The sequence below is a fragment of the Psychrosphaera haliotis genome (genome assembly GCF_039523615.1).
Classification (GTDB): Bacteria; Pseudomonadota; Gammaproteobacteria; order Enterobacterales; family Alteromonadaceae; genus Psychrosphaera; species Psychrosphaera haliotis.
Map to the genome: position 1 here is coordinate 680651 of NZ_BAAAFQ010000004.1, position 24919 is coordinate 705569.

The 24919-nt window shown below is 39.8% G+C and carries 24 protein-coding genes; 15 read left to right on the forward strand and 9 right to left on the reverse strand.

Annotation, left to right across the window (positions count from 1 at the left end):
* Window positions 1-3: 3 nt before the first annotated feature.
* The 5 genes from ABD009_RS05625 to mlaF are packed head-to-tail and all read right to left on the reverse strand — an operon-like array spanning window position 4 to window position 3049.
* Window positions 4-303 (reverse strand): STAS domain-containing protein, encoded by a 300-nt coding sequence (locus ABD009_RS05625; RefSeq protein WP_343823422.1) that lies wholly within the window; start codon window positions 301-303, stop codon window positions 4-6.
* A 9-nt stretch (window positions 304-312) separates the two neighbouring features.
* A complete protein-coding gene (locus ABD009_RS05630; protein WP_343823424.1) occupies window positions 313-954 on the reverse strand; it encodes an ABC transporter substrate-binding protein in 642 nt (213 codons plus the stop codon).
* Between the two features lie 3 nt (window positions 955-957).
* Window positions 958-1428: an outer membrane lipid asymmetry maintenance protein MlaD gene (mlaD, locus tag ABD009_RS05635; RefSeq protein ID WP_155695784.1), complete on the reverse strand. Its 471-nt coding sequence runs from the start codon at window positions 1426-1428 to the stop codon at window positions 958-960.
* 14 nt (window positions 1429-1442) lie between these two features.
* Window positions 1443-2219: a lipid asymmetry maintenance ABC transporter permease subunit MlaE gene (gene mlaE / locus ABD009_RS05640; protein ID WP_343823427.1), complete on the reverse strand. Its 777-nt coding sequence runs from the start codon at window positions 2217-2219 to the stop codon at window positions 1443-1445.
* Window positions 2216-3049, reverse strand: coding sequence for a phospholipid ABC transporter ATP-binding protein MlaF (gene mlaF, locus ABD009_RS05645; protein WP_330997754.1), 834 nt, complete (start codon window positions 3047-3049; stop codon window positions 2216-2218). The genes mlaE and mlaF overlap by 4 nt, the downstream gene beginning before the upstream one ends.
* Window positions 3050-3288: 239 nt before the next feature.
* On the opposite strand from mlaF, the gene ABD009_RS05650 reads away from it, so the two are divergent.
* From ABD009_RS05650 to ABD009_RS05710, 13 genes are all read left to right on the forward strand, one after another.
* Window positions 3289-4254 (forward strand): calcium/sodium antiporter, encoded by a 966-nt coding sequence (locus ABD009_RS05650; protein ID WP_343823429.1) that lies wholly within the window; start codon window positions 3289-3291, stop codon window positions 4252-4254.
* A gap of 15 nt (window positions 4255-4269) precedes the next feature.
* The gene (locus tag ABD009_RS05655; protein ID WP_343823431.1) at window positions 4270-5235 is read left to right on the forward strand and encodes a KpsF/GutQ family sugar-phosphate isomerase; all 966 of its coding nucleotides are present in this window, start codon (window positions 4270-4272) and stop codon (window positions 5233-5235) included.
* Complete coding sequence (gene kdsC / locus ABD009_RS05660) at window positions 5235-5801, forward strand: 3-deoxy-manno-octulosonate-8-phosphatase KdsC (RefSeq protein WP_343823433.1); 567 nt, start codon at window positions 5235-5237, stop codon at window positions 5799-5801. Before ABD009_RS05655 ends, kdsC begins: the two co-directional genes overlap by 1 nt.
* Window positions 5801-6358: an LPS export ABC transporter periplasmic protein LptC gene (gene lptC / locus ABD009_RS05665; protein WP_343823435.1), complete on the forward strand. Its 558-nt coding sequence runs from the start codon at window positions 5801-5803 to the stop codon at window positions 6356-6358. Before kdsC ends, lptC begins: the two co-directional genes overlap by 1 nt.
* Entirely contained in the window at window positions 6351-6839 is a 489-nt protein-coding gene (gene lptA / locus ABD009_RS05670) for a lipopolysaccharide transport periplasmic protein LptA (protein WP_343823437.1), read from the forward strand. The genes lptC and lptA overlap by 8 nt, the downstream gene beginning before the upstream one ends.
* Window positions 6840-6855: 16 nt before the next feature.
* On the forward strand, window positions 6856-7581 hold the full coding sequence (gene lptB / locus ABD009_RS05675) for an LPS export ABC transporter ATP-binding protein (protein ID WP_343823439.1): 726 nt from the start codon (window positions 6856-6858) through the stop codon (window positions 7579-7581).
* Window positions 7582-7633: 52 nt separating this feature from the next.
* Entirely contained in the window at window positions 7634-9127 is a 1494-nt protein-coding gene (locus tag ABD009_RS05680; protein WP_155695787.1) for an RNA polymerase factor sigma-54, read from the forward strand.
* A gap of 34 nt (window positions 9128-9161) precedes the next feature.
* Window positions 9162-9449, forward strand: a complete 288-nt coding sequence (gene hpf / locus ABD009_RS05685; protein ID WP_155695788.1) for a ribosome hibernation promoting factor — start codon at window positions 9162-9164, stop codon at window positions 9447-9449.
* 90 nt (window positions 9450-9539) lie between these two features.
* Window positions 9540-9989, forward strand: a complete 450-nt coding sequence (locus ABD009_RS05690; RefSeq protein ID WP_155695789.1) for a PTS sugar transporter subunit IIA — start codon at window positions 9540-9542, stop codon at window positions 9987-9989.
* 2 nt (window positions 9990-9991) lie between these two features.
* A complete protein-coding gene (gene rapZ / locus ABD009_RS05695) occupies window positions 9992-10852 on the forward strand; it encodes an RNase adapter RapZ (protein ID WP_155695790.1) in 861 nt (286 codons plus the stop codon).
* Window positions 10853-10861: 9 nt separating this feature from the next.
* Complete coding sequence (locus tag ABD009_RS05700; RefSeq protein WP_155695791.1) at window positions 10862-11131, forward strand: HPr family phosphocarrier protein; 270 nt, start codon at window positions 10862-10864, stop codon at window positions 11129-11131.
* Between the two features lie 99 nt (window positions 11132-11230).
* Window positions 11231-12586: a magnesium transporter gene (gene mgtE / locus ABD009_RS05705; protein ID WP_343823444.1), complete on the forward strand. Its 1356-nt coding sequence runs from the start codon at window positions 11231-11233 to the stop codon at window positions 12584-12586.
* A gap of 54 nt (window positions 12587-12640) precedes the next feature.
* Window positions 12641-13498, forward strand: coding sequence for a CvfB family protein (locus tag ABD009_RS05710; RefSeq protein ID WP_343823446.1), 858 nt, complete (start codon window positions 12641-12643; stop codon window positions 13496-13498).
* 152 nt (window positions 13499-13650) lie between these two features.
* Here ABD009_RS05710 and pmbA read toward each other — a convergent pair whose 3' ends face one another.
* Window positions 13651-14994: a metalloprotease PmbA gene (pmbA, locus tag ABD009_RS05715; protein WP_343823449.1), complete on the reverse strand. Its 1344-nt coding sequence runs from the start codon at window positions 14992-14994 to the stop codon at window positions 13651-13653.
* Between the two features lie 88 nt (window positions 14995-15082).
* On the opposite strand from pmbA, the gene yjgA reads away from it, so the two are divergent.
* Window positions 15083-15598, forward strand: coding sequence for a ribosome biogenesis factor YjgA (yjgA, locus tag ABD009_RS05720; protein ID WP_343823451.1), 516 nt, complete (start codon window positions 15083-15085; stop codon window positions 15596-15598).
* Between the two features lie 10 nt (window positions 15599-15608).
* On the forward strand, window positions 15609-18101 hold the full coding sequence (locus ABD009_RS05725; RefSeq protein WP_343823453.1) for an Ig-like protein, group 1: 2493 nt from the start codon (window positions 15609-15611) through the stop codon (window positions 18099-18101).
* A gap of 99 nt (window positions 18102-18200) precedes the next feature.
* Here the strand turns inward: ABD009_RS05725 and tldD are convergent, their stop codons facing one another.
* Genes tldD through ABD009_RS05740 form a run of 3 tightly spaced genes read right to left on the reverse strand, consistent with a single transcriptional unit; the run spans window position 18201 to window position 24640 of the window.
* A complete protein-coding gene (tldD, locus tag ABD009_RS05730) occupies window positions 18201-19640 on the reverse strand; it encodes a metalloprotease TldD (RefSeq protein ID WP_155695799.1) in 1440 nt (479 codons plus the stop codon).
* Between the two features lie 33 nt (window positions 19641-19673).
* Window positions 19674-20513: a carbon-nitrogen hydrolase family protein gene (locus ABD009_RS05735; RefSeq protein WP_343823456.1), complete on the reverse strand. Its 840-nt coding sequence runs from the start codon at window positions 20511-20513 to the stop codon at window positions 19674-19676.
* The gene (locus ABD009_RS05740) at window positions 20510-24640 is read right to left on the reverse strand and encodes a YhdP family protein (protein ID WP_343823458.1); all 4131 of its coding nucleotides are present in this window, start codon (window positions 24638-24640) and stop codon (window positions 20510-20512) included. Before ABD009_RS05740 ends, ABD009_RS05735 begins: the two co-directional genes overlap by 4 nt.
* Between the last annotated feature and the right edge of the window lie 279 nt (window positions 24641-24919).

Consider the following 24919-nt stretch of genomic DNA (forward strand, 5'->3'; position numbering starts at 1 on the left):
TATCTAACTACGTGTGTCATTCTTCAAAGGAAGTAACTCTAACACGTTGCTAATACTGGCTAAAGCTAATAATTGCTGAGGCTGATTTATTATTGATATTTGGTGTTTTAATTGATAGTGCGCAATCAACTTTAATAACCAAGCTAGGCCTGCTGTGTCGGTGTTTTCTACTTGAGATAAATCCAAAGTAATGTCTCCAGTGGTAACTGGGAAACGGTAGCAAGCGGGAGCACCTAACGTGAATCGGTCCAATTTGCCTGCCACAATCAATGTATCGTTTTCTAGCGAAAAACTAACCGACATAACGTTTAATTACCCTAAATCTTTTTTAACTATTGGCTTTTCAGCTTTCTCTAACAACAATTGAGTTACAGACTCAATACCTTGTTGACGAATTAAATTTTGTAGCTCGGCGCGTTTACTATCAAGTACAGATACACCCTCTGCGATCATATCGTAAGCGCTCCACTCACCGGTTTTTGAGTTCTTTCGTAATTTAAAATCAATACGGATATCCGGCTTACCTTCATCAAGAACGCGAGTTTTTACAACCACTATTTTTTGACCATCTATTGCGTAAGCTGGTTCAAAAACCACTTGCTGATCATCATAAAGAGTTAAGATACCAGCATAAGTAGCAATTAAATATTTCTCAAACGACGCATAAAATTTCTCGCGCTGAGCCTCGGTACTGGTTCTGTAATAAGGACCCAAAACCATTGCGGCTGCATATTTATGGTTAATTGCAGGGGCAAGTTGTTCTGCAACAACCACTCTTAATACTTCTGGATCTTTTACGATTTCAGTCTGTTCTTTTGTAATACGAGAAAACAACGCATCAGCAACACTACGTACCAACTCAAATGGATTGTTGTTATTGTCTACCGCTTTTACAGATGGTACTAAAAGGCTTAAGGCCAATAAACTTAACGCTATAAAATTAAACTTCTTCATTTCTTAGTTATCACTCCCTTGATTAAATAAGAACTGTCCGATGAGCTCTTCTAAAACTAATGCGGACTTAGTATCTTCAATGTAATCTCCATCTTTGAGAATCGCGACGGTTTCATCAATGAAACCAGGCTCAAGACCAAGATACTGTTCACCTAACAAACCAGAAGTTAAAATGGCAATAGAACTGGTGTCAGGAAAATTATCGTATTGTGCATCAATAGCTAACGTTGCAATAGGAGCATAATCAACAGGGTCCAATTGAATTGATTCAACTCGGCCAACCACTACACCACCTACTTTTACCGCTGACCTAACTTTTAAACCACCGATATTACTAAACTTAGCCTTCAGTTGATAAGTTTCGCCTGAGCCTGTAACGCCTTGGCTAGCCACATTTAATGCCAAAAATATAATTGCAGCGATACCTAACGCGACAAAAAAACCAACTAATACTTCTACTTTTTTTGATGTCATCATCTTTCCTTAAATTAGCTACCGAACATTACGGCAGTTAATACAAAATCTAAACCTAGAACGGCTAACGAAGCTTGCACAACAGTTTGTGTGGTTGCTTGGCTAATTCCTTCTGAAGTAGGTACCGCGTCATAACCTCTATATAATGCAATCCAAGTTACAACAAATGCAAATACAACACTTTTAATTACGCCATTTAAAACGTCATCTTGGAAGTCTACGCTCGCTTGCATGATTGACCAAAAGCTTCCATGATCAACGCCAAGCCATTCAACACCAACTAAGTGTCCGCCTAGGATTCCCACAGAGGAAAATAGTAAAGCAAGAATTGGCATGCTAAAGACACCAGCCCAAAATCTTGGTGCAACAACACGCTTAATTGGGTCTACCGCCATCATTTCAAGCGATGTTAACTGTTCAGTCGCTTTCATTAAACCAATTTCAGCGGTTAACGCAGAGCCCGCACGACCAGCAAATAATAGTGCCGTCACTACTGGACCTAACTCTCTTAACAGGGCTAGTGATACCATTGGACCTAAGCTGTCTTCTGCCCCGTAATCAATTAAAACCGTATAACCTTGTAGGGCTAGTACCATGCCAATAAATAAACCAGATACCAAAATTATAATGAGCGATTGAACGCCAACTACATATATTTGCTTAATAAATAATGGAAACGCCTTAAATATGTTAAAACGCCCAAAAATCGCACCTATTAATAAGGCTGTTGCCCTTCCAATAGACGCCATTTTTTCAATGGTGTTTTTTCCTAACGACTGTAAGGCTTTCATTTAGATCCCATCATAATATCTTGTTGCAATGAATCTGCCGCAAAGTGAAATGGTACTGGTCCATCGGCTTCACCGCGTAAAAATTGTTGGACTAATTCAGAGTCACTTTCTAACAACTCTTCAGTTGTACCGTGACCAATAACTCGTTTGTCCGCCATAATGTATAAGTAATCAGCAATTTCCATCACTTCTTTCACATCATGTGACACTATAATACTGGTTAAGTTTAATGAAGAATTTAAATCTCTTATTAATCGAACTAGAACACCCATTGATATTGGGTCTTGGCCAACAAAGGGTTCGTCAAACATAATCAAGTCTGGGTCTAGTGCAATTGAACGCGCTAATGCGGCTCTTCTTGCCATACCGCCCGATAATTCTGCAGGCATTAAATCGCGGGCACCACGTAAACCAACCGCTTCTAGTTTAAGTAATACCATAGTCCGCACAACATCTTCTGGCAAAGTGGTATGTTCACGTATTGGAAAAGCCACGTTGTCAAATACCGTCATATCGGTAAACAAGGCACCACTTTGAAATAACATGCTCATTTTTTCGCGAACTTTATATAGGGCTGAACGCGATAATTTAGGAATATTACTACCAGCAACAAGGATGTCGCCAGTGTCAGGCATTAGCTGACCACCAATAAGACGTAGCATGGTTGTTTTACCGATACCACTGGGGCCCATTATTGCAGTGATCTTGCCTTTTGGAAATTTTAACGAGATATCATCGTAAATTACGCGGTCGCCTCGCGAAAACGTTACGTTTTTTAATTCCACCAACGCCTCTTGTTGGTGAATAGAATCAGACAAATTTTTAGTCACCGTGTCTCCGCGTAAATTAATGATATTTTTATAGACTGGCCATTGTATTCATTAATTACAAAATTAGCTACGCTTGAAATGTTAAAAATTATTAATATTCACTTACGTTTACATCAGGCGAGTAAATTGATTAAGAATTGACTAAGTATAATCCAAAACAGCAATATATTTTGCTTTCTTAAGCGACTAAAGCCACAATAACACCAATATTTATTCAACATTTGTTAAGTTTTTCTATCATGCTAATTGCTTCAATTATTCTTCTTTTGTCATTCGCAGTATTAGTCTGGGGTGCCGACAAATTTGTCTATGGTGCTTCTGGGCTGGCAAAGAATTTAGGAATATCTCCGCTTATAATAGGCTTAACTATTGTTGCGATGGGATCATCAGCGCCAGAAATTATGGTTTCTGCCAATGCGGCTTTAAAAGGCGCTACGGATACATCAGTCGGCAATGCATTGGGATCAAATATAACCAATATATTATTGGTCCTTGGCGTTACAACTCTCGTGCGTCCACTTTTTGTATCTTCATCAACACTCTACAGAGAAATGCCAATTCTACTCGGTTTTACATTATTGGCCTGGTGGGTATTGGCTGACAACTATTTATCGTTAGTAGAAGGTTTTGTATTACTTGCTTTATTCTTTGGCTTTATTGGTTATTTAATCTTTTTGTCTAAAAGCAAAAAGGACGGGGAAACCGATCTCCTACTGGCTGAAACCGAGAGTGAAATTCCTGATAACTTACCGACCAAAAATGCAATATTTTGGGTTGTTGCGGGCCTAATAATGTTGCCATTAAGTTCACACTTTTTAGTAGACTCAGCGGTCATAATTGCCCAACACTTTGGAATAAGCGAACTTGTAATAGGACTTACGATAATTGCTATTGGTACAAGCTTACCAGAACTCGCCGCCAGCGTTGCCAGCGTGCTTAAAGGTGAAGATGATATGGCTATTGGCAATATCATTGGTTCTAATATTTTTAATATTCTAGCTGTTTTAGGTATTGGAGCGGTCATCAATCCTAGTGTAATTGACCCATCAGCCGCATCACGAGATATATTTGTAATGATAGCCGCGACTATAATGCTTCTGGTTATGGCCATGAGCTTTGCTCAAAGAAAACGTCAAATAAACCGTATTGAAGGTGCTATCTTGTTAAGCGCATTTATCGGCTATCAATTTGTGCTATTTGCATAATTTAATGAGGTAAAAATGAATTCACTTATAGCGTCTGCCTTAAAAGTAATTGCTATTGAAAAAACAGCGATTGAAAACTTAGCAAGCTCTTGTAACAACGACTTTGTATCAGCATGTAATGCAATTTTAGCCTGTAAAGGTCGCGTTATTGTGACTGGCATGGGAAAGTCTGGCCACATAGCCAATAAAATTGCCGCTACTCTAGCAAGTACAGGAACACCTGCATTTTACGTACACCCGGGTGAAGCAAGCCACGGTGACCTTGGCATGTTCACAAAAGAAGACGTTGTTTTAGCATTATCAAATAGTGGTGAGACAGGAGAGATTGTTACTTTATTACCTGTGTTAAAACGCTACGGTTGCGTGATTATATCTATGACAGGTAACTCTGAATCCACTTTAGCTCAAAACAGCAATGTTCATTTATACTCAGGTGTTGAAGAAGAAGCTTGTCCGCTTGGTTTAGCTCCTACTGCTTCAACTACGGCTAGTCTAGTATTAGGTGACGCATTAGCGGTATCCTTGCTCGAAGCAAGAGGTTTCACCGCTGAAGATTTTGCACTTAGCCATCCAGGTGGAGCGCTAGGCCGAAAACTATTATTAACAAACAAGGACATAATGCATACCCATGACCGAATTCCAATGGTCAGCGAAAAAGCGACATTAAAAGAAGCAATTATAGAAATGTCCGCAAAAGGTTTAGGGATGACAGGTGTAGTCAATGCAAACCAAGAATTGATTGGAATATTTACCGACGGTGATTTACGTCGTTGGTTAGATCACGCAGAATTTAGAACAGACCTTAATATTACAAAAGTAATGACGTTAAGCTCAGTGGTGACGACGGCAAACATACTTGCCGCGGAAACGTTGACTTTAATGGAGTCTAAAAAAATCAGTTGTTTATTTGTTGTTGATGAACAAAATAAACCTGTTGGCGCCTTAAACATGCATGACTTATTAAAGGCTGGAGTTATCTAATGCAAAGATTTAGTCAATGGTACCAACCTTTACCAAGCGATGTTGTAGATAGAGCGAAAGCAATAAAGCTTCTGATTTGTGATATCGACGGTATTTTTTCCGATGGCTCTGTTTATATGGGCAATAATGGCGAAGAACTAAAAGCATTCAATACTAAAGACGGTTTTGGATTAAAAGCACTCATGAACACGGGATGTCAGGTTGCGGTTATCACAGGAAGAAATTCTAAAATTGTAGAAAATCGAATGAACAGCCTTGGCGTGAAACATATTTATCAAGGTATGGAAACGAAACTCATTGGCTTTGAGCAACTCTGTGCTGACTTATCGGTAGAGGCCCATGAAGTAGCCTTTATTGGTGACGATTTTCCAGACGTTCCTGTTATGAAAAAAGTTGGCTTTGCCGTTTCAGTTACCGATGGACATCCCTTTGTAAAAGAAATATCGCATTACGTTACGCAAACTCCTGGTGGCAAAGGTGCGGTAAGAGAGTTAACAGATTTAATCATTATGGCGCAACAAGGCGAAGACTACATCACCAGTCACTTTGAGGGTGCGAGCAGTTAATGAGAACTAAACTCGTCATAATTTTAATTTTCATAGGTATTAGTTTATATCTGTGGTTACCTGCTTTTAATACACTAAATGAATTTGATGATAGTGATGAGCCTGTATTAATACCGGACTTTACCGCTACACTCTTACATCAAGAAATGTTTAATGTTGAAGGTAAATTAAAACAGGAAGTTTTTTCACAGAAAATGGAACATTATGCTCAGCTTGCACTTACGTATTTTGAGCAGCCAGAGTTTATAATTTACCAAGACGACAAACCCTTTTGGCGTTTAGCGGCAATGACGGGAAGTGTTCAAGATGGCCGGCTAACACTAGAAAATGACGTTACTATGTTCCAGCTTAATGATAATAAACTAGTGACTAGTATTGAAACTGAGTATATTGAAATTGATTTAGACTCTCAGCTCGTGGTTACCGATAAGCCTATTATTATTCGCGGCGAAAAAACGACTATTGAAGGCAAAGGCTTGCGTGCTGATTTAAAAGCCGAGCGAGTAACTTTAACAAAGCATGTAAGAACAATCTTAAAAGGAAATCAGGATGACTAAGGTTTTAACTATTTTTTTAGCTTCACTATTACTAATCTGTCAAATGGCCATCGCTAATGATGACCTTGTTATCGACTCTGAAAACCAAGATCTAGATTACAAAAATAACACTATGTTTTTTAGTGGCAACGTGAAAATTCAGCAAGGTAGCTTAACTATTACTGCGGACGAGCTTTTTGTCATCACTAAAGATGGCGTAGGAGAAAAGTTAATAGCCAAAGGTAAACCGGCCAAATTTATTCAGGACGATCCTGCCAGTGAGTTATTAGAAGCGAGTTCTAACGAAATTGTATATATGATTAACGATCGAGTTTTGGAGCTAAACGGCGAAGCTAAATATAAGCAAGGCAGCTCAATTGTTGAAAGTGGCAATATTGTCTTTGATTTAAATGCTCAGCGAGTTAAAGCAGACGGCGATAAATCAACAGGTGGCCGTGTAACAACGACTATTAAAACAAAAAAAACACAGCCAAATAACTAAGTAGAGAAAACCTAATATGACCAAGTTGGTGGCCAAGCATTTAGCCAAATCTTATAAAAGTAGACAAGTTGTTAAAGATGTAAGCCTGTCGGTTGAAGCCGGACAAGTTGTGGGTTTACTAGGACCTAATGGCGCAGGCAAAACAACCACGTTTTATATGATTGTAGGTCTTGTACCAAATGATAAAGGCGTTATCCAACTCGACGAAAACGATTTAAGTCATGAGCCTATGCACGTAAGAGCTCGTAAAGGTATCGGTTATCTTCCACAAGAGTCTTCGATATTTAAAAAGCTTACGGTTTCACAAAACATCATGTCAGTTCTAGAAATGCGCAAAGACATTGATGCTAACCAGCAAGCAGACTTGTTAGATGATCTTATTGCGGAGTTTCATATCGATCATATACGGGACAGCCTTGGTATGGCCTTATCTGGCGGTGAACGTCGCAGGGTAGAGATTGCACGTGCTTTAGCGGCAGATCCAAAAATTATTCTTTTAGACGAACCTTTTGCAGGTGTTGATCCTATCTCGGTGATAGATATCAAAAAAATAATCCAACAATTAACTGCAAAGGGAATAGGTGTTCTTATTACTGACCATAATGTCCGTGAAACACTTGATGTCTGTGAAAAAGCCTATATCGTAAGTCATGGGGAGCTAATTGCCGAAGGAACTCCTTCACAGGTACTAGAAAGTGACATTGTGAAGAAAGTTTATCTTGGTGACCAGTTCAAACTTTGATATTTTGTTAGTACAAATAAGTTTATTTTAGTCAGTACTTTACTGGGATCAAATGAGACCAACACTACAACTTAAAATGGGTCAGCAGTTAACTATGACCCCTCAATTACAACAAGCAATTCGTTTGTTGCAATTGTCGTCGTTAGAACTGCAACAAGAAATCCAAGAAGCCTTGGACAGCAACCCCTTGTTAGAAAATGACGAGGAGCATGGTTCTGTTGAGCATATTGAACTCCCTAAAGACAATCACGACCGCCATGAAAATGAAGCCGCATCTAATTCAAATGACGATGAAATTGAATGGACCAAAGATGAACGTGATACCAACGAAAACATTCAAGAACAAACAATAGGTGACGAGCTCCCTACTGACTCTAGTTGGGACGATTACATGAGTGCGGCTCCTGCTAGCTCAGGCCCAGCCTACGAAGGCGAAGACACCGTTTACCAGGGTGAAACAACGCTGGATATTCAAGACCATCTAAAGTGGCAACTTAATCTTTCTCCTTTTTCAGAACATGACTTAGCCATTGCTACCGCGATTATTGACGCCATCGATGATAAAGGCTTTTTGACCGTATCAACAGAAGACATCGTAGAGTCTGTAGATATTGAAGATGTTGAAATTGAAGAAGTAGAGGCCGTATTAAAGCGTATCCAACACTTTGATCCTATTGGTGTTGCTACCCGAGGCTTGCAAGAATGCCTACTTGTTCAGTTGCAACAATATAGTATTGATACGCCTTTTAGACAGGAAGCTATTGATTTAATTGCCGAGAATATCGACCTACTGGCTAATCGCGATTACCGTACCATTCTCCGTAAAACAAAATTAAAAGAAAATGACTTAAAAGAAGCCTTAGAGCTCATTCAGTCTCTGAACCCAAACCCTGCTAGCTTAGTTATTAAAGATGAAATTGACTATGTAATTCCAGATGTTAGCGTAATTAAGAAAAAAGGTCGTTGGTTAGTAGAGCTAAATCCCAATTCTATGCCTAAAATTAAAGTGAACGAACAGTACGCTTCACTGTCTAAAACTTCAACTAATAGCTCTGATGCTCAATTTGTTCGTTCACACTTACAAGAAGCAAAATGGTTTATTAAAAGTTTAGAAAGCAGAAACGACACTTTATTGAAGGTATCAAATTGTATAGTACAGCAGCAACAAGCCTTTTTTGAATATGGTCCAGAAGCTATGAAGCCAATGGTTCTAAACGATGTAGCAGAAATGGTTGATATGCATGAGTCCACAATATCACGTGTGACAACACAAAAATTCATGCACACTCCCAGAGGAATCTTTGAATTAAAGTACTTCTTCTCTAGCCACGTTAGCACCGAAAATGGTGGTGAATGTTCATCAACCGCAATTAGAGCTTTAATTAGAAAGTTAGTTGCCGCTGAAAACCAAGTAAAACCGTTAAGTGACAGTAAGATTGCCGATATTCTGGCCGAACAGGGCATCCAAGTAGCCAGAAGAACTATCGCAAAATACCGGGAGTCGTTAAACATTCCCCCTTCAAACCAGAGAAAACGATTGGTGTAATACACCCATTTTATCAATTAAGAAGGAAGTGCATATGCAAATTAATTTAACTTGTCGTCATGTCGATGCAACAGAGTCTTTAAAAGAGTATGTTGATACGAAATTTGCAAAGTTACAGCGTCATTTTGACCACATTAACAACGTCCATGTGATTTTAGACGTTGAAAAGCTAAGCCAAAAAGCAGAAGCGACCATGCATGTTAACGGTGGAGAGCTCTTTGCTACATCGGAGCATACAGATATGTATGCTGCTATTGACTCATTAATTGATAAACTTGATCGTCAAGTTATTAAGCATAAAGAAAAGTTAATTCGACACTAACTTCTCTCATTAAAATTAAAGTGCCAAGGACGGTACTTTTAATCCATCTTTTGAGATAAGATCAAAAGAAAATAGCAGTAAAATAAAACCATGAATGTAAAGTTACTTCTGCAACCTGACTGCACAAAAGTGCTGGCAGACTGCCAAAGCAAGAAAAAGATCCTAGAGCATATTGCCGAGATTGCTAGTACTAAGTTACCTGATCTAACTTGCACAGATATATTGGCGAGTCTAATGAATCGCGAAAAACTAGGAAGTACAGGAATAGGAAATGGTGTAGCCATTCCTCATGGAAAAATCACCCCAAAAGGTGAACCAGTCGCGGTATTATTGGTTAGTCACCCTGGAATAAATTACGACGCGATTGATAATCGCCCAGTAGACGTATTTTTTGCACTATTAGTGCCTGAAGATCAATGTGATGTGCATCTTCAAACGCTTGCGTCTATTGCAGAAATCTTTGATAACAAAGATATGCTGAAACGAATTAGAAGTGCCGAAACAGATAACGACTTATACAACGTAATTGAAGCTGCTTAATCATGCATATATTTATAGTTAGTGGCCGTTCAGGCTCAGGGAAGACGGTAGTACTTAGAGTACTTGAAGACTTAGGTTACTACTGCGTTGACAATCTGCCAGTAGACTTACTGCCTGCTCTATCGCATTCGTTATCACAAAATTACCCACAAGTTGCTGTAAGCATTGATGTTCGAAACTTACCAAGCTCTGAACAAGAGTTAATGGATAATTTGGACTTCTTACCTAAAGGTGTAAAAACCACGGTTCTTTATATCGATGCCAAAGATGAAGTACTTATTCGTCGTTATAGCGAAACTCGACGACTACACCCTCTTACCAAAGGCGACGCTTCATTACCTGATGCCATCGCCCAAGAAAGTAAATTATTAGATGGCTTGTCTTCTAGAGCCGACTTGTACATAGACACCTCAGATTTGAACGTGCATCAACTTACCGAAATGGTAAGAGAAAAAATATTAGGTAAATCTGATAAAGAACTGGTTATAACCTTTGAATCCTTTGGTTTCAAATACGGCGTTCCAAACGACATTGATTTTGTTTTTGATGCACGATTTTTACCTAACCCGCACTGGGAACCTGAATTACGCGCTTTAACCGGATTAGACTTACCCGTTAAAGACTTCTTTTCCAGCCAACCATTGGTGAATAAATTTGTTTTTCAAATTAATAACTTTATGTCCACTTGGTTGCCTCATTTAGAGCGCAATAATAGAAGCTACTTAACAATAGCTATAGGCTGTACAGGTGGAAAACACCGCTCCGTATACATTGCAGAAACCCTCGCTGAGCAGTTCCGTTCTCGCGGCAAAAATATCAAAACTCGACACCGTGAAATGAGTCGTTATTTAGAACAGCTATAAGGCTTAGTCATGTTATCGCGCACTATCACTATCCAAAACAAACTTGGATTACATGCTAGAGCTGCCACCAAAATGGCTCAGTTGGCACTTCAATTTAAAGCCAAAGTACAAGTTCAACAAGGTGAAAAAACGGCAAGTGCTGACAGCGTAATGGCTTTGCTCATGTTAGCAAGTAATCAAGGCAAAGAAGTAACAATCACAGCGGACGGCGAAGACGAAGAACAAGCACTAAACGCAATTTGTGAACTTGTAAGCAACCGCTTTGATGAGTCTGAATAACCTCTTATCTTGCCAGTAAAACAACCAGTTACTATCATAAAATGGCAATCTAAGTTAGACTTACGCGCAAGGTAAACAACAGAAACCTTTGATTTTGATATGCCTGAATTATTAGAACAAGAATACACAATTCCAATTAATGAACTAAATACCGCTATCAGTGACGGTATGTTTGTTCGTGTCCGGAATATGCTTGATTCTATGGCTGCAAATGACATTGCTCTGTTATTACACTCCTCACCGCCTAAAAGTCGTACTGTTATTTGGCAACTTATCGACAGCAGCATTCAAGGTGAGATTCTAGAAGAGTTATCTGAAGAGGTTCGTAACCCAATATTACGAGCAATGGAGCCAGAGCGTGTTGCTGAAGCCGCTACCAACCTTGATGATGATGACTTCTCAGAAGTTTTACGGAGTATGCCAGACGCTGTTTATCGCCGTGTATTAAAAAGCATGGATAAACAGGACCAAGCGCGTGCAGAACGAGTGATGTCTTATGAAGAGGATTCAGCTGCCGCATTAATGAATACCGATACGGTTACGGTTCGCCCTGACGTAACGGTTGACGTAATCCTAAGATATTTGCGCCTCAAAGAGTCACTCCCAGAAAATACAGATTATTTGTACGTTGTAGACAAGCAAGATCACTTTATTGGTGAGGTGTCATTATCAGCGCTAGTGACCTCTAATCCGAGTAAACTCATTTCGGAAGTAATGGAAACAGACTTTGAGGTCATCCCAGCATCGATGCAGGAGTCTGAGGTCGCCACATTATTTGAACGATATGACTGGATGACAGCCCCAGTTATTGACGAAAATGGCTTATTGCTAGGCCGTATTACCATTGATGACGTGGTTGATATTATTCGTGAAGACGCTGAGCACTCAATGTTGAGCATGGCAGGTCTTGATGATGAAGCCGATACATTTGCACCGGTTTTAGACAGTACCAGAAAGCGCTCGCTTTGGTTAGGCGTTAACTTATTCACCGCGTTGTTGGCTGCGTTTGTATCGAGTTTATTTGAGAGTACTCTCGATGAGTTAGCTTTTCTCGCCGTGCTAAATACTATCGTGCCTAGCATGGGTGGCGTTGCCGGTAGTCAAACTTTAACGCTAGTTATTCGTGGTATGGCAATGGGCCATGTCAGCGAATCAAACTCAAGATGGCTACTAGGCAAAGAGCTCGCCATCGGCTTTCTAAACGGTCTTATTTGGGCCATCCTTATTGCCGGAGTTGTGGCGATATGGAAGCAAGATTTAATGCTTGGTGGCGTATTGGCTTTTGCGATGTTAATGAACCTCGTTGCAGCCGGTTTGTCCGGTGTACTGATCCCACTTGCATTAAAACGAATGAACATCGACCCAGCTTTAGCTGGTAGTGTTATACTGACAACAGTGACCGACATTGTCGGCATATTTGCATTCCTAGGCACGGCAACATGGTTGCTACTTTAACGTAGTGGCAACATTGAAAAAGACGTGCCTTCTTAGTAAAATTGGAAAAATTAAATGATTGAAGTTGGAAAAACCAACACATTCCCTATCTCAAAAATCGTCGACTTTGGTGTTTTTGTTGATGCCGGAGATGGCGACGAACTGCTTATTCCTAGAAAACATGCACCTAAAGATGCAAAAGAAGGTGATGAAGTAAGAGTATTTGTCTATTTGGATTCAGAAGATAGACCTATTGCAACAACGCAAAGACCAAAGGTAGAAGTTGGTCAGTTTGCATATTTAAAAGTAACAGACGTTACTCGTGTTGGTGCTTTTGTAGACTGGGGCTTAGACAAAGAGTTACTTGTTCCATATGGCGAACAGCACAGACCAATGGAAGTGGGCGAACGTTATTTGGTTTATGTTTATCTTGATGACCTTGATCAGCGCCCTACTGCGTCTTCAAAAATAGACAAATTTGTAAAAGATGAAAATGAAGGCACCTTTAAGCCTGAGCAACAAGTTGACTTGATCATTGCGAACAGCACCGAGCTAGGCTTTAAAGCTATTATCAATCATAGCCATTGGGGTTTGCTGTTCAAACAAGATGTATTCCAACGCCTTAGTTTTGGCCAATCTAAAAAAGGCTTTATTACTCGAATTCGTCCAGATGACAGAATTAACCTTAGCCTTCAAGGCGGAAAGGTGACTCGTGATAAATACTCAAAAATCATCATGGAATTTTTGAATAAAGAAGGTGGTTTTGCCGCTGTCCATGACAAGTCTAAGCCAGAAATCATTTCTAACTTGTTTGGTATGAGCAAGGCAGCCTTCAAAAAAGCTATAGGTGGTTTATACAAGTCTGGCGATATCGTAATTGAGAAAACTGGTATTCGTTTAGTAGAAAAAGAGTCTGGTGACGAGCAAGAGTGATCCAATAACGGATTCAATGTCAGAGCCTCGTGGTAAATTTTGAATTTTGAATTTTGAATAAAAAATGACTTAAAAAAAGGAAGCCTAGGCTTCCTTTTTTTGTTATCAATAATAGCCACTGTACTAATTGATTGTATTTACGCTAAAGCAACCTAGTTACCAGCAATCTTCATATTTTCAATTAATACTGAGCCGGTTTGAACCGCACCGCGACGCTCAACATCACCACCAATAGCAATAATCTGTTTGAACATATTAGACAAATTACCAGCAATGGTTACTTCAGATACTGGATATTGGATTTCACCGTTTTCTACCCAAAACCCTGCAGCTCCACGACTGTAATCACCAGTTACTGTGTTCACGCCTTGACCCATAAGCTCAGTTACTAACAAACCTTTGTCCATTTTCTTTAACATGGCAGCTAAATCAGGATCAGTTTGGCTAATGTACCAGTTATGAATTCCACCTGCATGGCCTGTTGTTTTAAGGCCCATTTTACGAGCCGAATAACCGGTCAATAAATAAGTGGTTAACACGCCTGCTTCAACGATATTTCTATCTACCGTAGCGACACCTTCAGAATCAAACGGACTACTTGCCAAACCTTGTAGCACATGAGGGCGTTCTTCAATGGTTAGAAACTCAGGTAAAATTTGAGTATCTATGCTATCCATCAAAAACGAAGAGTTTCGATACAGACTTCCACCACTAATTGCAGAAACTAGGTGGCCAAATAACGTTGACGCTACTTCAGCATGAAATAACACAGGCACCTGACAAGTATCTAACTTTTTAGCATCTAAGCGCTCAAGTGCCGCTTTTGCAGCTTTACTACCAACAGTTGTCGCCGCTTCCATACTTTGGAAAATTCGGTCAACGGTGTAAGCATAATCTCGTTGCATTTCATCGCCAGACTCTGCAATCACAGAACAGCTTAAACTATGACGACTACTTGGGTAACCTTCAATAAAGCCATGAGAATTGCCATAAACTTTAAAACCTTGATAAGAAGATAGTGACGCGCCGTCTGAGTTCGTGATCCTAGAATCAGCTTCAAAAGCAGACTTCTCAGCTTCTAAACAAAAAGTGATGGCTTCTTCTGGAGTAATTTCATGAGGATGATATAAATCCAAGTCTTGAATATCCGTTGCCATTAACTCAGACTCTACTAATCCAGCAAATGAATCTTCGTTGGTATACTTAGCAATATCAATCGCTGCTTTGACCGTTCTTTCCAAAGCTTCATGACTTAAATCAGCCGTTGACGCTGAACCTTTATGTTGACCAACATACACGGTAATACCAAGAGCACCCTCCTGGTTGAACTCGATATTTTCAAGTTCTTCACAACGACTAGACACCGAAATCCCCTTCGATTTACTAATCACAGCTTCCGCTGAAGTTGCACCATGTTGCTTGCTCATGTCTAGCAAATCAGCAATTGCGGTTTTCACTTCACTGATTTGTTGAAAAATGTCGCTATTATTCGTCATAAAGGCTCAAAAATACTGGTTAATTTACTCACTTGAGCATACCATAAATCTATATCTTCGTTTATCAAAATCTAATGACCCAATTGTTATGACAAAACCATATTATTTAATGCCTGATGATGAAAATTACATCAGCAAATCTGAAATTAAACAAGAAGCAAAAGACCTACGTATTTTTGCTGAAAAACTCGTTAAGCTTTCTAAATCGCAGCGCCAAAAAATAACGGCGAGTGACGAACTTCTAGATGCATTTAAGCTTGCTGACAAGATTGCAACAAAACCAGATGCATTGCGCCGACATATGCAATTCATGGCAAAGTTGCTTCGAGACGAAGCTCTTGATACTTTAAAGCTTGAATATCAAAGGTTAACCACTCCTGGCCAAGCCAATGATGCGCAAATGCAAAAAATAGAAAGGCTGCGTGACGCACTACTTAAAAATGGTGATGACGCAATTAACGATCTTCTTGAACAAGCACCTACGCTAGAACGTCAAAGAGTTAGACAGTTGACGCGTCAGGCTAAAAAAGAAGTAGAAAAAGAAAAGCCTGGAAAAAGTTACAAAGAGTTATTTCAGTATATAAAAGACGGACTTAGCAGTTAGGAGCTTTGCAGTGAATTACTTAAATCAACAACGATCACTTTTATCAAAAGTGTGGTTTTCAATCGCGTTATTAGCCACATTAGTTTTAAGTGGTTGTAACGGCCACAGTGATGACGTGACTACCGAAGAAAGCATTTCAGGTACTGACGCAATGCTCAGCATAGCCGTTAAAGATGCGTTGAATAATGAGACAAATAGCTTTACATCAGGGAACCTAGCTACCGTTTCAGTATCTTTGGTTGATTTAAGTGGTGTTGCAATTAGCGGCCAACAAATTAGTTTTTCAACGGACAGCGGGACTTTGTCTAGCTCCTCTAGACTAACTGCAACCGATGGCACAACTTCTGTATCACTAAATACCTCTGACATATCCGCTGGAGTAGTAACGGTTACTGCAACAACAACTATTGGTGATGAAACACTATCTATTGATTCCGCGTTTGAAGTTCTATCCGCAAGCACAACTGAAGCTGCGTCACCAGAATTATCTATTACTTTGAAACGTAACGGCCTAGCCGTTAATCGATTTAAAGCCAACGAGTCGGCACAATTAGGTGTAATGCTTGTTGATGAAAATAATGTCGCTATACCAAATACAATTATTAGTTTCTCTGCTGAAATCGGTTCTTTGAATGCAAGCTCTGCTCTTACTAATTCAAGTGGTTTGGCGGAAGTTGAACTAAGCGGCAATGAAAATGATTTAGGCGCTGCATTAGCGACTATCTCAGCCACTATTAATGACATTACTTATGTTGACACTATTGCTTATGAAATTGTTGCGGCGGATGCGCTTGATGAAAACACGACGGTATTAATAGGGTCATTTGACGACGCCGGTAACTTTACGGAAGGTGAAATCAAGTCGGCACTGACTGATGCAAACGGTAATACAGAAATTAGTGCAGGTGGCACGTTAGGTTTGTCTGTTGAACTAGTTGATGAAAACTTTGACCCTATTACTTCAGCAACTGCAATTTCATTTAGCTCCACCTGTGTTACAAATGGTGATGCAACCATAGATGCCACTTCAAATACAGTAAATGGCAAAGCTGAGTCTACTTTCCAAGATGTTAGTTGTGCTGGTCCTAATGGCAATCAAGATACGATTGTTGCCACTGTTAGAGTAAACTCAGCTGATCTTACTGCAACTAAACAGATCACTCTATCTCCAGAAAGCTTAGGTTCTGTAGAGTTTGTTTCTGCTTCACCATCATCTATTGTACTTAAAGGCACTGGCGGTCAAGGCAAGCAAGAAACTTCAACGGTAACCTTTTTAGTCAAAGGTCAACTAGGAAACCCTCTTAGTCAGCAGGAGGTTAATTTCACTCTTAATACTGACGTTGGTGGATTATCTTTGGCGTCTGATATTGGCATTACAAATAATGACGGTTTAGTCAGTGCAAAAGTATCGGCAGGAACAGTACCGACGGTTGTGCGCGTGTTAGCAAGTACAACAAATGAAAACTCCGATACAGTGGCGACACAGTCGGACTTACTTTCTGTAAACACTGGGCTGCCAGATCAAAACTCAATAACGTTATCGCTATCAACTATTAACCCAGAAGCGCGAAATATTACTGGTGCCGAAGTAACAGTTAGAGCTTACTTAGCGGATAACTTTAACAACCCAGTCCCAGATGGCACAACCGTCAACTTCACAACTGAAGGTGGTGCTATAGAGCCTTCTTGCAATACAGTTGCCGGTAACTGCTCAGTTGTATGGAACTCTCAAGAACCATATCCTGATAACCACCGCGTTACTATTTTAGCCACTGCTGAAGGACACGAATACTTCATTGATGTAGATGGTAACAATGTTTACAACACCGCAGATGGTACTAGCGTCAATAGCTCTGTTTTGAATATCAATGAAATCAAGTCTGGTCTAGGTCGTATTAGCCCACTATCAGGTGGCTTTGTTGATATGCCGGAAGCTTGGCGCGATGATAATGAGAATTATAGCTTTGATTCTGGTGAGCTATTTATTGACTCAGATAATAGTGGCGATTACACAATTGAAGACAGTCTATTTAATGGTCCTCAGTGCCAAAGCGGCTGTGCAACAGCTAAGTTTTCAACAGTTCGTAAAGCTCGTGTTTTGATAACATCAAGTTCTAACGCTTTGTATCGTTTACTTGATAGTTCAAACATCGTATTAAAAAGCAATTACGCCGGTGCAACAAATAGCCAAATTAGCATTCCTCGTGGTAGCTCAGCAGACTTTTCACTGGAAATGTCAGATACCCAATTCCAAGTATTGTCTCAGGCCACCACTATCAACATAAGCTCGTCAGTTGGAGAGCTGGTTGGCGGAGGCTCTTTTGCTATTGCGAATACCGTAGGCTCTTCTGATCCGTCAGTCCCAGGAACTACTACTGTTTCGTTTACTATTATAAATAACTTAACTCCTGATGATGATGCTGTGTCAGGAGCATTGAGTTTCTCTGCAATTTCACCATCAACTATAACAACTGGAAATTCTATAGTGGTTAACCTTCTATAAGGTACAACTAGTTTCAGTTTACTAATAATAAAAAGCCAGCAACTAAGCTGGCTTTTTTCATGAGATAACACACACCTTCAGCAGGTCGTTAAGCAGAACTTAGTTAGTACCACCAACTGTCATCGCATCTAGCTTTAATGTTGGCTGACCAACGCCCACAGGGATGCTTTGGCCATCTTTGCCACATACGCCAACGCCTTTATCTAAGGCTAAGTCATTACCAACCATTGATACTTGCGACATTGCATCTGGGCCATTACCAATTAAAGTGGCACCTTTTACTGGCTTAGTAATTTTACCGTTCTCAATTAAATAAGCTTCTGACGCCGAGAATACAAATTTACCTGACGTGATATCAACTTGGCCACCGGCAAAGTTGTTCGCGTAAATACCATAATCAACGCTAGCAATAATGTCTTCAGGTGTACTTTGTCCTGGCAACATATAAGTATTTGTCATGCGCGGCATTGGCATGTGTGCAAAAGATTCACGACGGCCATTGCCTGTCGCTGGCACGCCCATTAATCGAGCATTCATTTTGTCTTGCATGTAAGACTTCAATACACCGTTTTCAATAAGTACATTGTATTGCGCCGGTACACCTTCATCATCAATATTTAATGAGCCACGTAAACCATTTAATGTGCCATCATCAACAATAGTACACAACTCTGACGCTACAGATTCACCAATTTTGCCGCTGTAATTACTTGAACCTTTACGGTTAAAATCACCTTCTAAACCATGCCCTACCGCTTCATGTAATAACACGCCCGGCCAACCATTACCCAGGACTACTGGCATTGTACCCGCTGGCGCTTCAATAGCTTCTAAGTTAACCGTTGCCATGTGAATCGCTTCATCCGCTACATTTTGATAACGTAATTTACCGTCAGTCAATTCCATAAAGTAGCTATAGTCTGTTCTTGCACCAGCACCAGCACCGCCTCGTTCTTTTCGGCCGTCTTTTTCTAATACAACCGAACAGTTTAAACGAATTAAAGGACGAATATCTGTTGCCCAAGTACCATCACTGGCAGCAACAAGCACTTCTTCATAAACACCGCTCATGCTAACCACAATGTTTTTTGCTAATGGTGATTGTTGACGAATATAACTATCAACGTTACGAAGTAACTCCACCTTGTCTTTGTTCGTCATTTTTTCAAGAGGCTGACAAGCCATAACAATTTGTTTCTGCTGCGTATTAGTAAATACCTGCTGTTTTGCATTTTGCCCGGCAGCTGAAATACTTCTGGCAGTTTTAGCGGCTTCAGAAATAGCATTAAAGTTCACTTGATCAGAATAAGACAGTCCTGTTTTTTCGCCGCTAACGGCTCTAATACCTACGCCTTGCTCAATGTTATAGCTGCCATCTTTAATGATGCCGTCTTCCATTACCCAAGACTCATGGAAGCTACCTTGAAAATATAAGTCTGCGTAGTCGAGTTGATGTTCCAAAAGCATAGACAGGCCATCGTAAACGCTTTGTTGTGTTAGGCCGTTCGCTGTTAATAATTGTTCTTCAACTTGATTCAAAATAGATCCTATTATGGTGATGCGTCGCCTGGTTTAAACCAAACGAGATTTAAATTGATTATGGACAAATACTGGCATTTTACTTCTAATTTCTTGTAATTTTACCATATCTAATGCCGCGCCGAATAAGCCATTTTCTCTTTCAGCATTAACTAAAATGTTGCCCCATGGTGAAACCACGACACTATGGCCAAACGTTTCACGGCCATTCTGATGAACGCCATTTTGATTTGCGGCCACCATATATAATTGGTTTTCAATAGCTCGAGCTTGAATTAATGGTAGCCAATGAGCATCACCAGTCAATTCGGTAAATGCACTTGGTAATACGATGGTATTGGCGCCTAACGATCTTAGCTCCTGAAATAAACTCGGGAATCGTAGGTCATAACAAATGGCAATACCCACCTTACCTGCTGGCGTATCAAATACCACTAACTTATTGCCTGCCTGTGTTGAGTCGGACTCCCTGTAACTGCCCGTGTTGTCGTCTACTTCAACATCAAACAAATGTATTTTTTGATAATCAGCGATGAGAACCCCACTTGGGTCAAATACCAAGCATGTCGCTAAAAACTTATTTTTATTTTGGCTTTTGGTAGGGAAAGAGCCCGCTACCAAATATATTCCGAACTCCTTCGCAATATCAGCTAGTTCAAGCTGAACTGGGCCATTGCCAGTCTCTTCCGCTATACCTAAATTTAGGTTGTCTTTACCACCAAAACAGGCAAAACACTCAGGTAAAACCACAATACTTCCATGCAGATCAGCACCTAAAGTACGGCTTTTCTCTAACAAAGCTGATCTAACAAATGCTAAATTCTCTTTAACACCTGGCGTTGAAGTCATTTGTAATACAAAAGCATTTATCATTGCCCATCACCTTTGTCGTTTTCAACTTTAGACACTTCAGATTCTTTATTCGAAGAGTCATTTTTCATAGACTCTTTGTTCGAAGGCTCTTTGTTCGAAGGTTCTTTTTTCAGAGGTGCTTTATTCATAGACTCTTTGTTCAAAGGCTCTACGTTGTTCGTCGCTGGTTTGTTATTTTGCTCCAAAACGGGTTCATTGTTTGTTTTTTCTTCCGTTTCAGTTTTATTAGCTTCTGGTATTACCGGCTCAATAGGTTTCTGTGGCGGCCTTGGCAATTCAATCGTTTTAGTAAAGCGCTTAACTTCTTGGACTTTTGGATCAGCAAGATCCCCCGTCACCTTTAGTCTTACTTCGGAAACGACATCCGCTTTCTCAATAATTTTATCAATGGCGATGCCCGCTAATAATGACAACCCTGCAGAGCCTGGCGCTAACCAAGCGGCAATGACAGGAATACTTGAAGTAATCTTTGGCTTAAAAGTAACGTCATAATTTAATGTACTTGCCGTGAGATTGGTAAAGCCGCGCATATTCATGTTTCCTGCAACGCCATCCATTCTAATATTTTCTGTATATACCACGCCACTTTCTACCGTTAAAGAGCCTTTAATATCGTTGTAAAACAAGCCTTTTTGGAAAACATCATTAAAGTCAAACTTCAACTTTCGGTAAAGTGAATTTAAGCTAAATAAAGAAAAAATCCTTGCGCCTTTGTCACTTATCTCAGACAAGTAACCCTCGCCCATTTCAAACGTGACCTCACCGTTTAAAGACTCAAATTCGAATTCATGCGGTGCCCCATCCCAAGTCAAAGACAACTTAGACTTGAAGTCACTTTGTTTGATACCGGAGTTAAAGCCCCAATCCAACATCCATGGGCCAAAGTATCGAGAGTAAGCATCACCAGTTATAGTGGTTTCGCCAGAGTCTTCATTACCAATCCACATGCCAGCTAATGACACTTTATTTCGTTGATATTCCATTTCCGCTTTTTCTATAAACAAACTGGTGTCACGCGTAAATGTATCTAACGTAATTCGACCTAAGGGCTTGTCATTATAGGTGCAAACCTTACAAACGATGTGTAATGCAGGCAAACCTGAAATCAACTCGGCCGAGTTGAGAGTGGATTCAACATTATCAGTATCGGCTTCTATTGGCGTGTTTTTAATATGTAAATAGTCGGCATTAATCGTAATTCCTTCTGACTCTATTAGTTCTGGAACAACCACCTCAGCCTCTATTGCCTCGCCCACAAGATTAAATAACCAGTCATTGTTCTTTGGTTTTGCGCTAAGAGTAATGTTGCTCCATTCCTGTCCTAAAATATCAACACGACCAAATTGACCTGAAATTAACGTAGGGGAATCTAACACGGGTTCAGAATCCCCCGCACCAGACGGCAAAGAATCAATTAAGTCCAATACAAAAGAAAGAGTGGAATCAAATTCAATATTTGGCAGTTTTATATCAATGTTAAAGCCGCTATCCGGCAACAATACGCTGGTAGGCGTTAAATGCTCACCTATTGTCAAAATGGCCTGTTCCATTTTACTAGAGCTTGTAGGTACGACGCCTATAAAATTAAGGTCTTCATTCAAATCAATGTAAATGTCATTACTTGTAGCATCACCTAAAACCGAAATATTAACAGAAGACGGTTCACCTACGGCTTTTTGAAGTGGCCCTGTTAATGTATAACCTGCTTTAGTTAAGTCGGTGTTCGCATCTACAAAATATTGGTAATCGTCGCCCTCTTCTATGTTTACACTAAGGGAAATCGTTGAGTTGAGCTCACCTGAAAAATAATCACTAATAGGGCCATTTATTTGTTTTGCTACATCACTGTGCTGCCAACTCGCATCAATTTTACCGTCTAACTTGTAACCTGCACTGCCGTCATTACCAGTAATGTTAAAATCAATTGGCAAACTGTTCCAAAGTCCGCTGGCATCTTTAATAGCAAAAGCGGCGTTTTCGAAAGACACTACTGACGATAAGCTCTGAATATTTAAGTTTAGACTTGGTAATTGCAAACCTGCTTTTTTAGTTAGCACATCACCACGAACTAAAAACTCCGGTATTTTACCTGATTCATCAGGCCCGTCGCTAAGTGGAATAGACAAGTGAACCTTTGCATCGCCCTTACCTTCAAGCAATACAAACTCAAATACATCGCCAATTGAATCTTTTAAAGGGGTTGTTTTCACCAAAGAATGAAACTTACTAAATTCTAAATTATCAGGCTGAATATCTAGTTTTAATACTGTGCTTTGAGCGGCCAAGTCTATATGGGCGAAGACATCGTTATTAACTTTGAGATCACTAATATCACCACTGTGGGCGTTGATATACATATCCATTTTATTAACAATCAAAGTTGCATCTAAATTACGTAGGGCTGGCCAATCCTCACTAAATTCAAAGAAGGTATCCTTCAAACCAGCTGTCACTAAAAACGTACCTTGTCTATTCGGCTCTTCAAAATCAAAAGGCATATCAGCCGGGTCACCATCAATAACAACTTGGGTCAGCTCACCTCTACCTTTTTGAATAGATCGGTTTAGATAAGATAAGGTATTGTCGCCAATTAAATATTTAGGTAGATAATTTGGAATCTTTCCTTGGCTTGGACCAACTATTTCAGCAAAAACGCTTAAATGAGCATCGTCATAATTGAGATACTGAGCATTAGCCTTAATTTTTATATCATTATTTTCAAGTCTAATTTCCGGCAACCACACTTCGGTGCCTTCACTCGAAAGCTTGATATCGGAAATGATTTTTAGCGTGTCATACTTGATAGGTTGTTCAAAAGTGTCTTGAGTGTCTAATTCACCACTAAGGCCCGTCATTAAAAAACGTCCTTCGTTGCCCTTCCAGGCTCCTTTTAGTGATAAGTCAGTTAAGCCTAAATATGCTTCGTTAATCGCCACTTCTGGTAAAAAAGAAAAGTTATCAACGTCGACATAAGCCATCATATCGGCTTCATCAGGCCAAGAAATATGCAATGAATTTACATCACCACTCACATTGGTATTTGCCAACAAGCTTGTTTCTTTGGTTGCCGAAAATAAAGAAAAAAGCTGAGTAATGGTGTTTAGATCTACATCATTGGCGATTAATTCCGTTTGCTTATTGCGACGGATTAAATATAGGTGAAAAGGACTTGGCTGCTGCTGCTCCGTTCTCAACTTTATTTCATTGGCAATGAGTGCCCAATCGCTTTTTGACTGTTGCCATTTTAGAGAGGCTTCATCGATGAATAGCTCTTTCTCGGCATCTTGTTTATTCCAACGAACACCGGTATTTTCAATTTCAACCTGAAACTGCTTTACCAAGCCATCTGAAACTTCACTCCACACTCTAAAGTTGCCCTCAGTAGAGGTAACCGCAATATGCTCACCAATAAATTGAGTTAACCAAGGAGTAATGTCGACTTGCTGAGCTTCTAAATAAATCGCACCAAATATTTCGCTTCTGCGTTGGCCATACAAATCCATTCGAAAAGAAAGAGAGTTATCAGAAAAACCGTCAATATAAACATCACCTTGTCCACGATGTCGATTGCCCTCATTTAACCAAGACAGATTATCGATTTGGAAGGTTTGATTCACGCCGTCGGTATGACGCACAATAATGGTACTGTCGGTAACTTGAAACTGCTGAATTTGAGCTAAAAATAAATGACTTAGGCCCTCAAATAATTGCGAACCTTGAGACTGAGGTCTAACTTTGAAAAAAACGCTACTGTTGATATACGTGTTAATACCATTTAGCTGGAACGTGCCGGTAACAAGACGCTGCTCTTGCAGAGAACGCCAAAAGTCGATACTGACTTTTGTTTCCATAATGCTAATGTCCAACGGTGCCTCTTCAGAGGCCGACATGGTCACATCGTTTAAAATTATGACGGGCCCTAGCTTTTCCCAACTCGCGCCAATGCTGCCTATGTTAATATCGGCATTAAAATTGTTAAGTACGTAAGACTCAATTTCACCTTTGTACTTATCTGCATATGGCAAAGTCACCTTCAAAAGGCTAATTATTACCGCAAGCACTAAAACCGCAGTGGCAAATACAGCCCACACGGTTTTGATACTTCTAAATAATAACTTTTTTAACAACGCATCTCTCACAATTACTAGGACAATCCGTTTCTCAATAAGTTTCTTTGCAATCTAAAAAAACGAGGAGTTTATTACTAAGGTAAGCCCTTACTACTAGTGTCACTATCATACCTGTTTCAACGTCTTTTGCAGTAAAATCTCCGGTAAATATCAACAAAATTCTCTAAAAAATGCCTACTTTTACCCATAACAGAATCTCTAATTTTAACTATTCCGCAACACATGCTTTAAATGGTAAAGTAGCGTTTTCATTTAACATCAATTTGACCTTTTTTT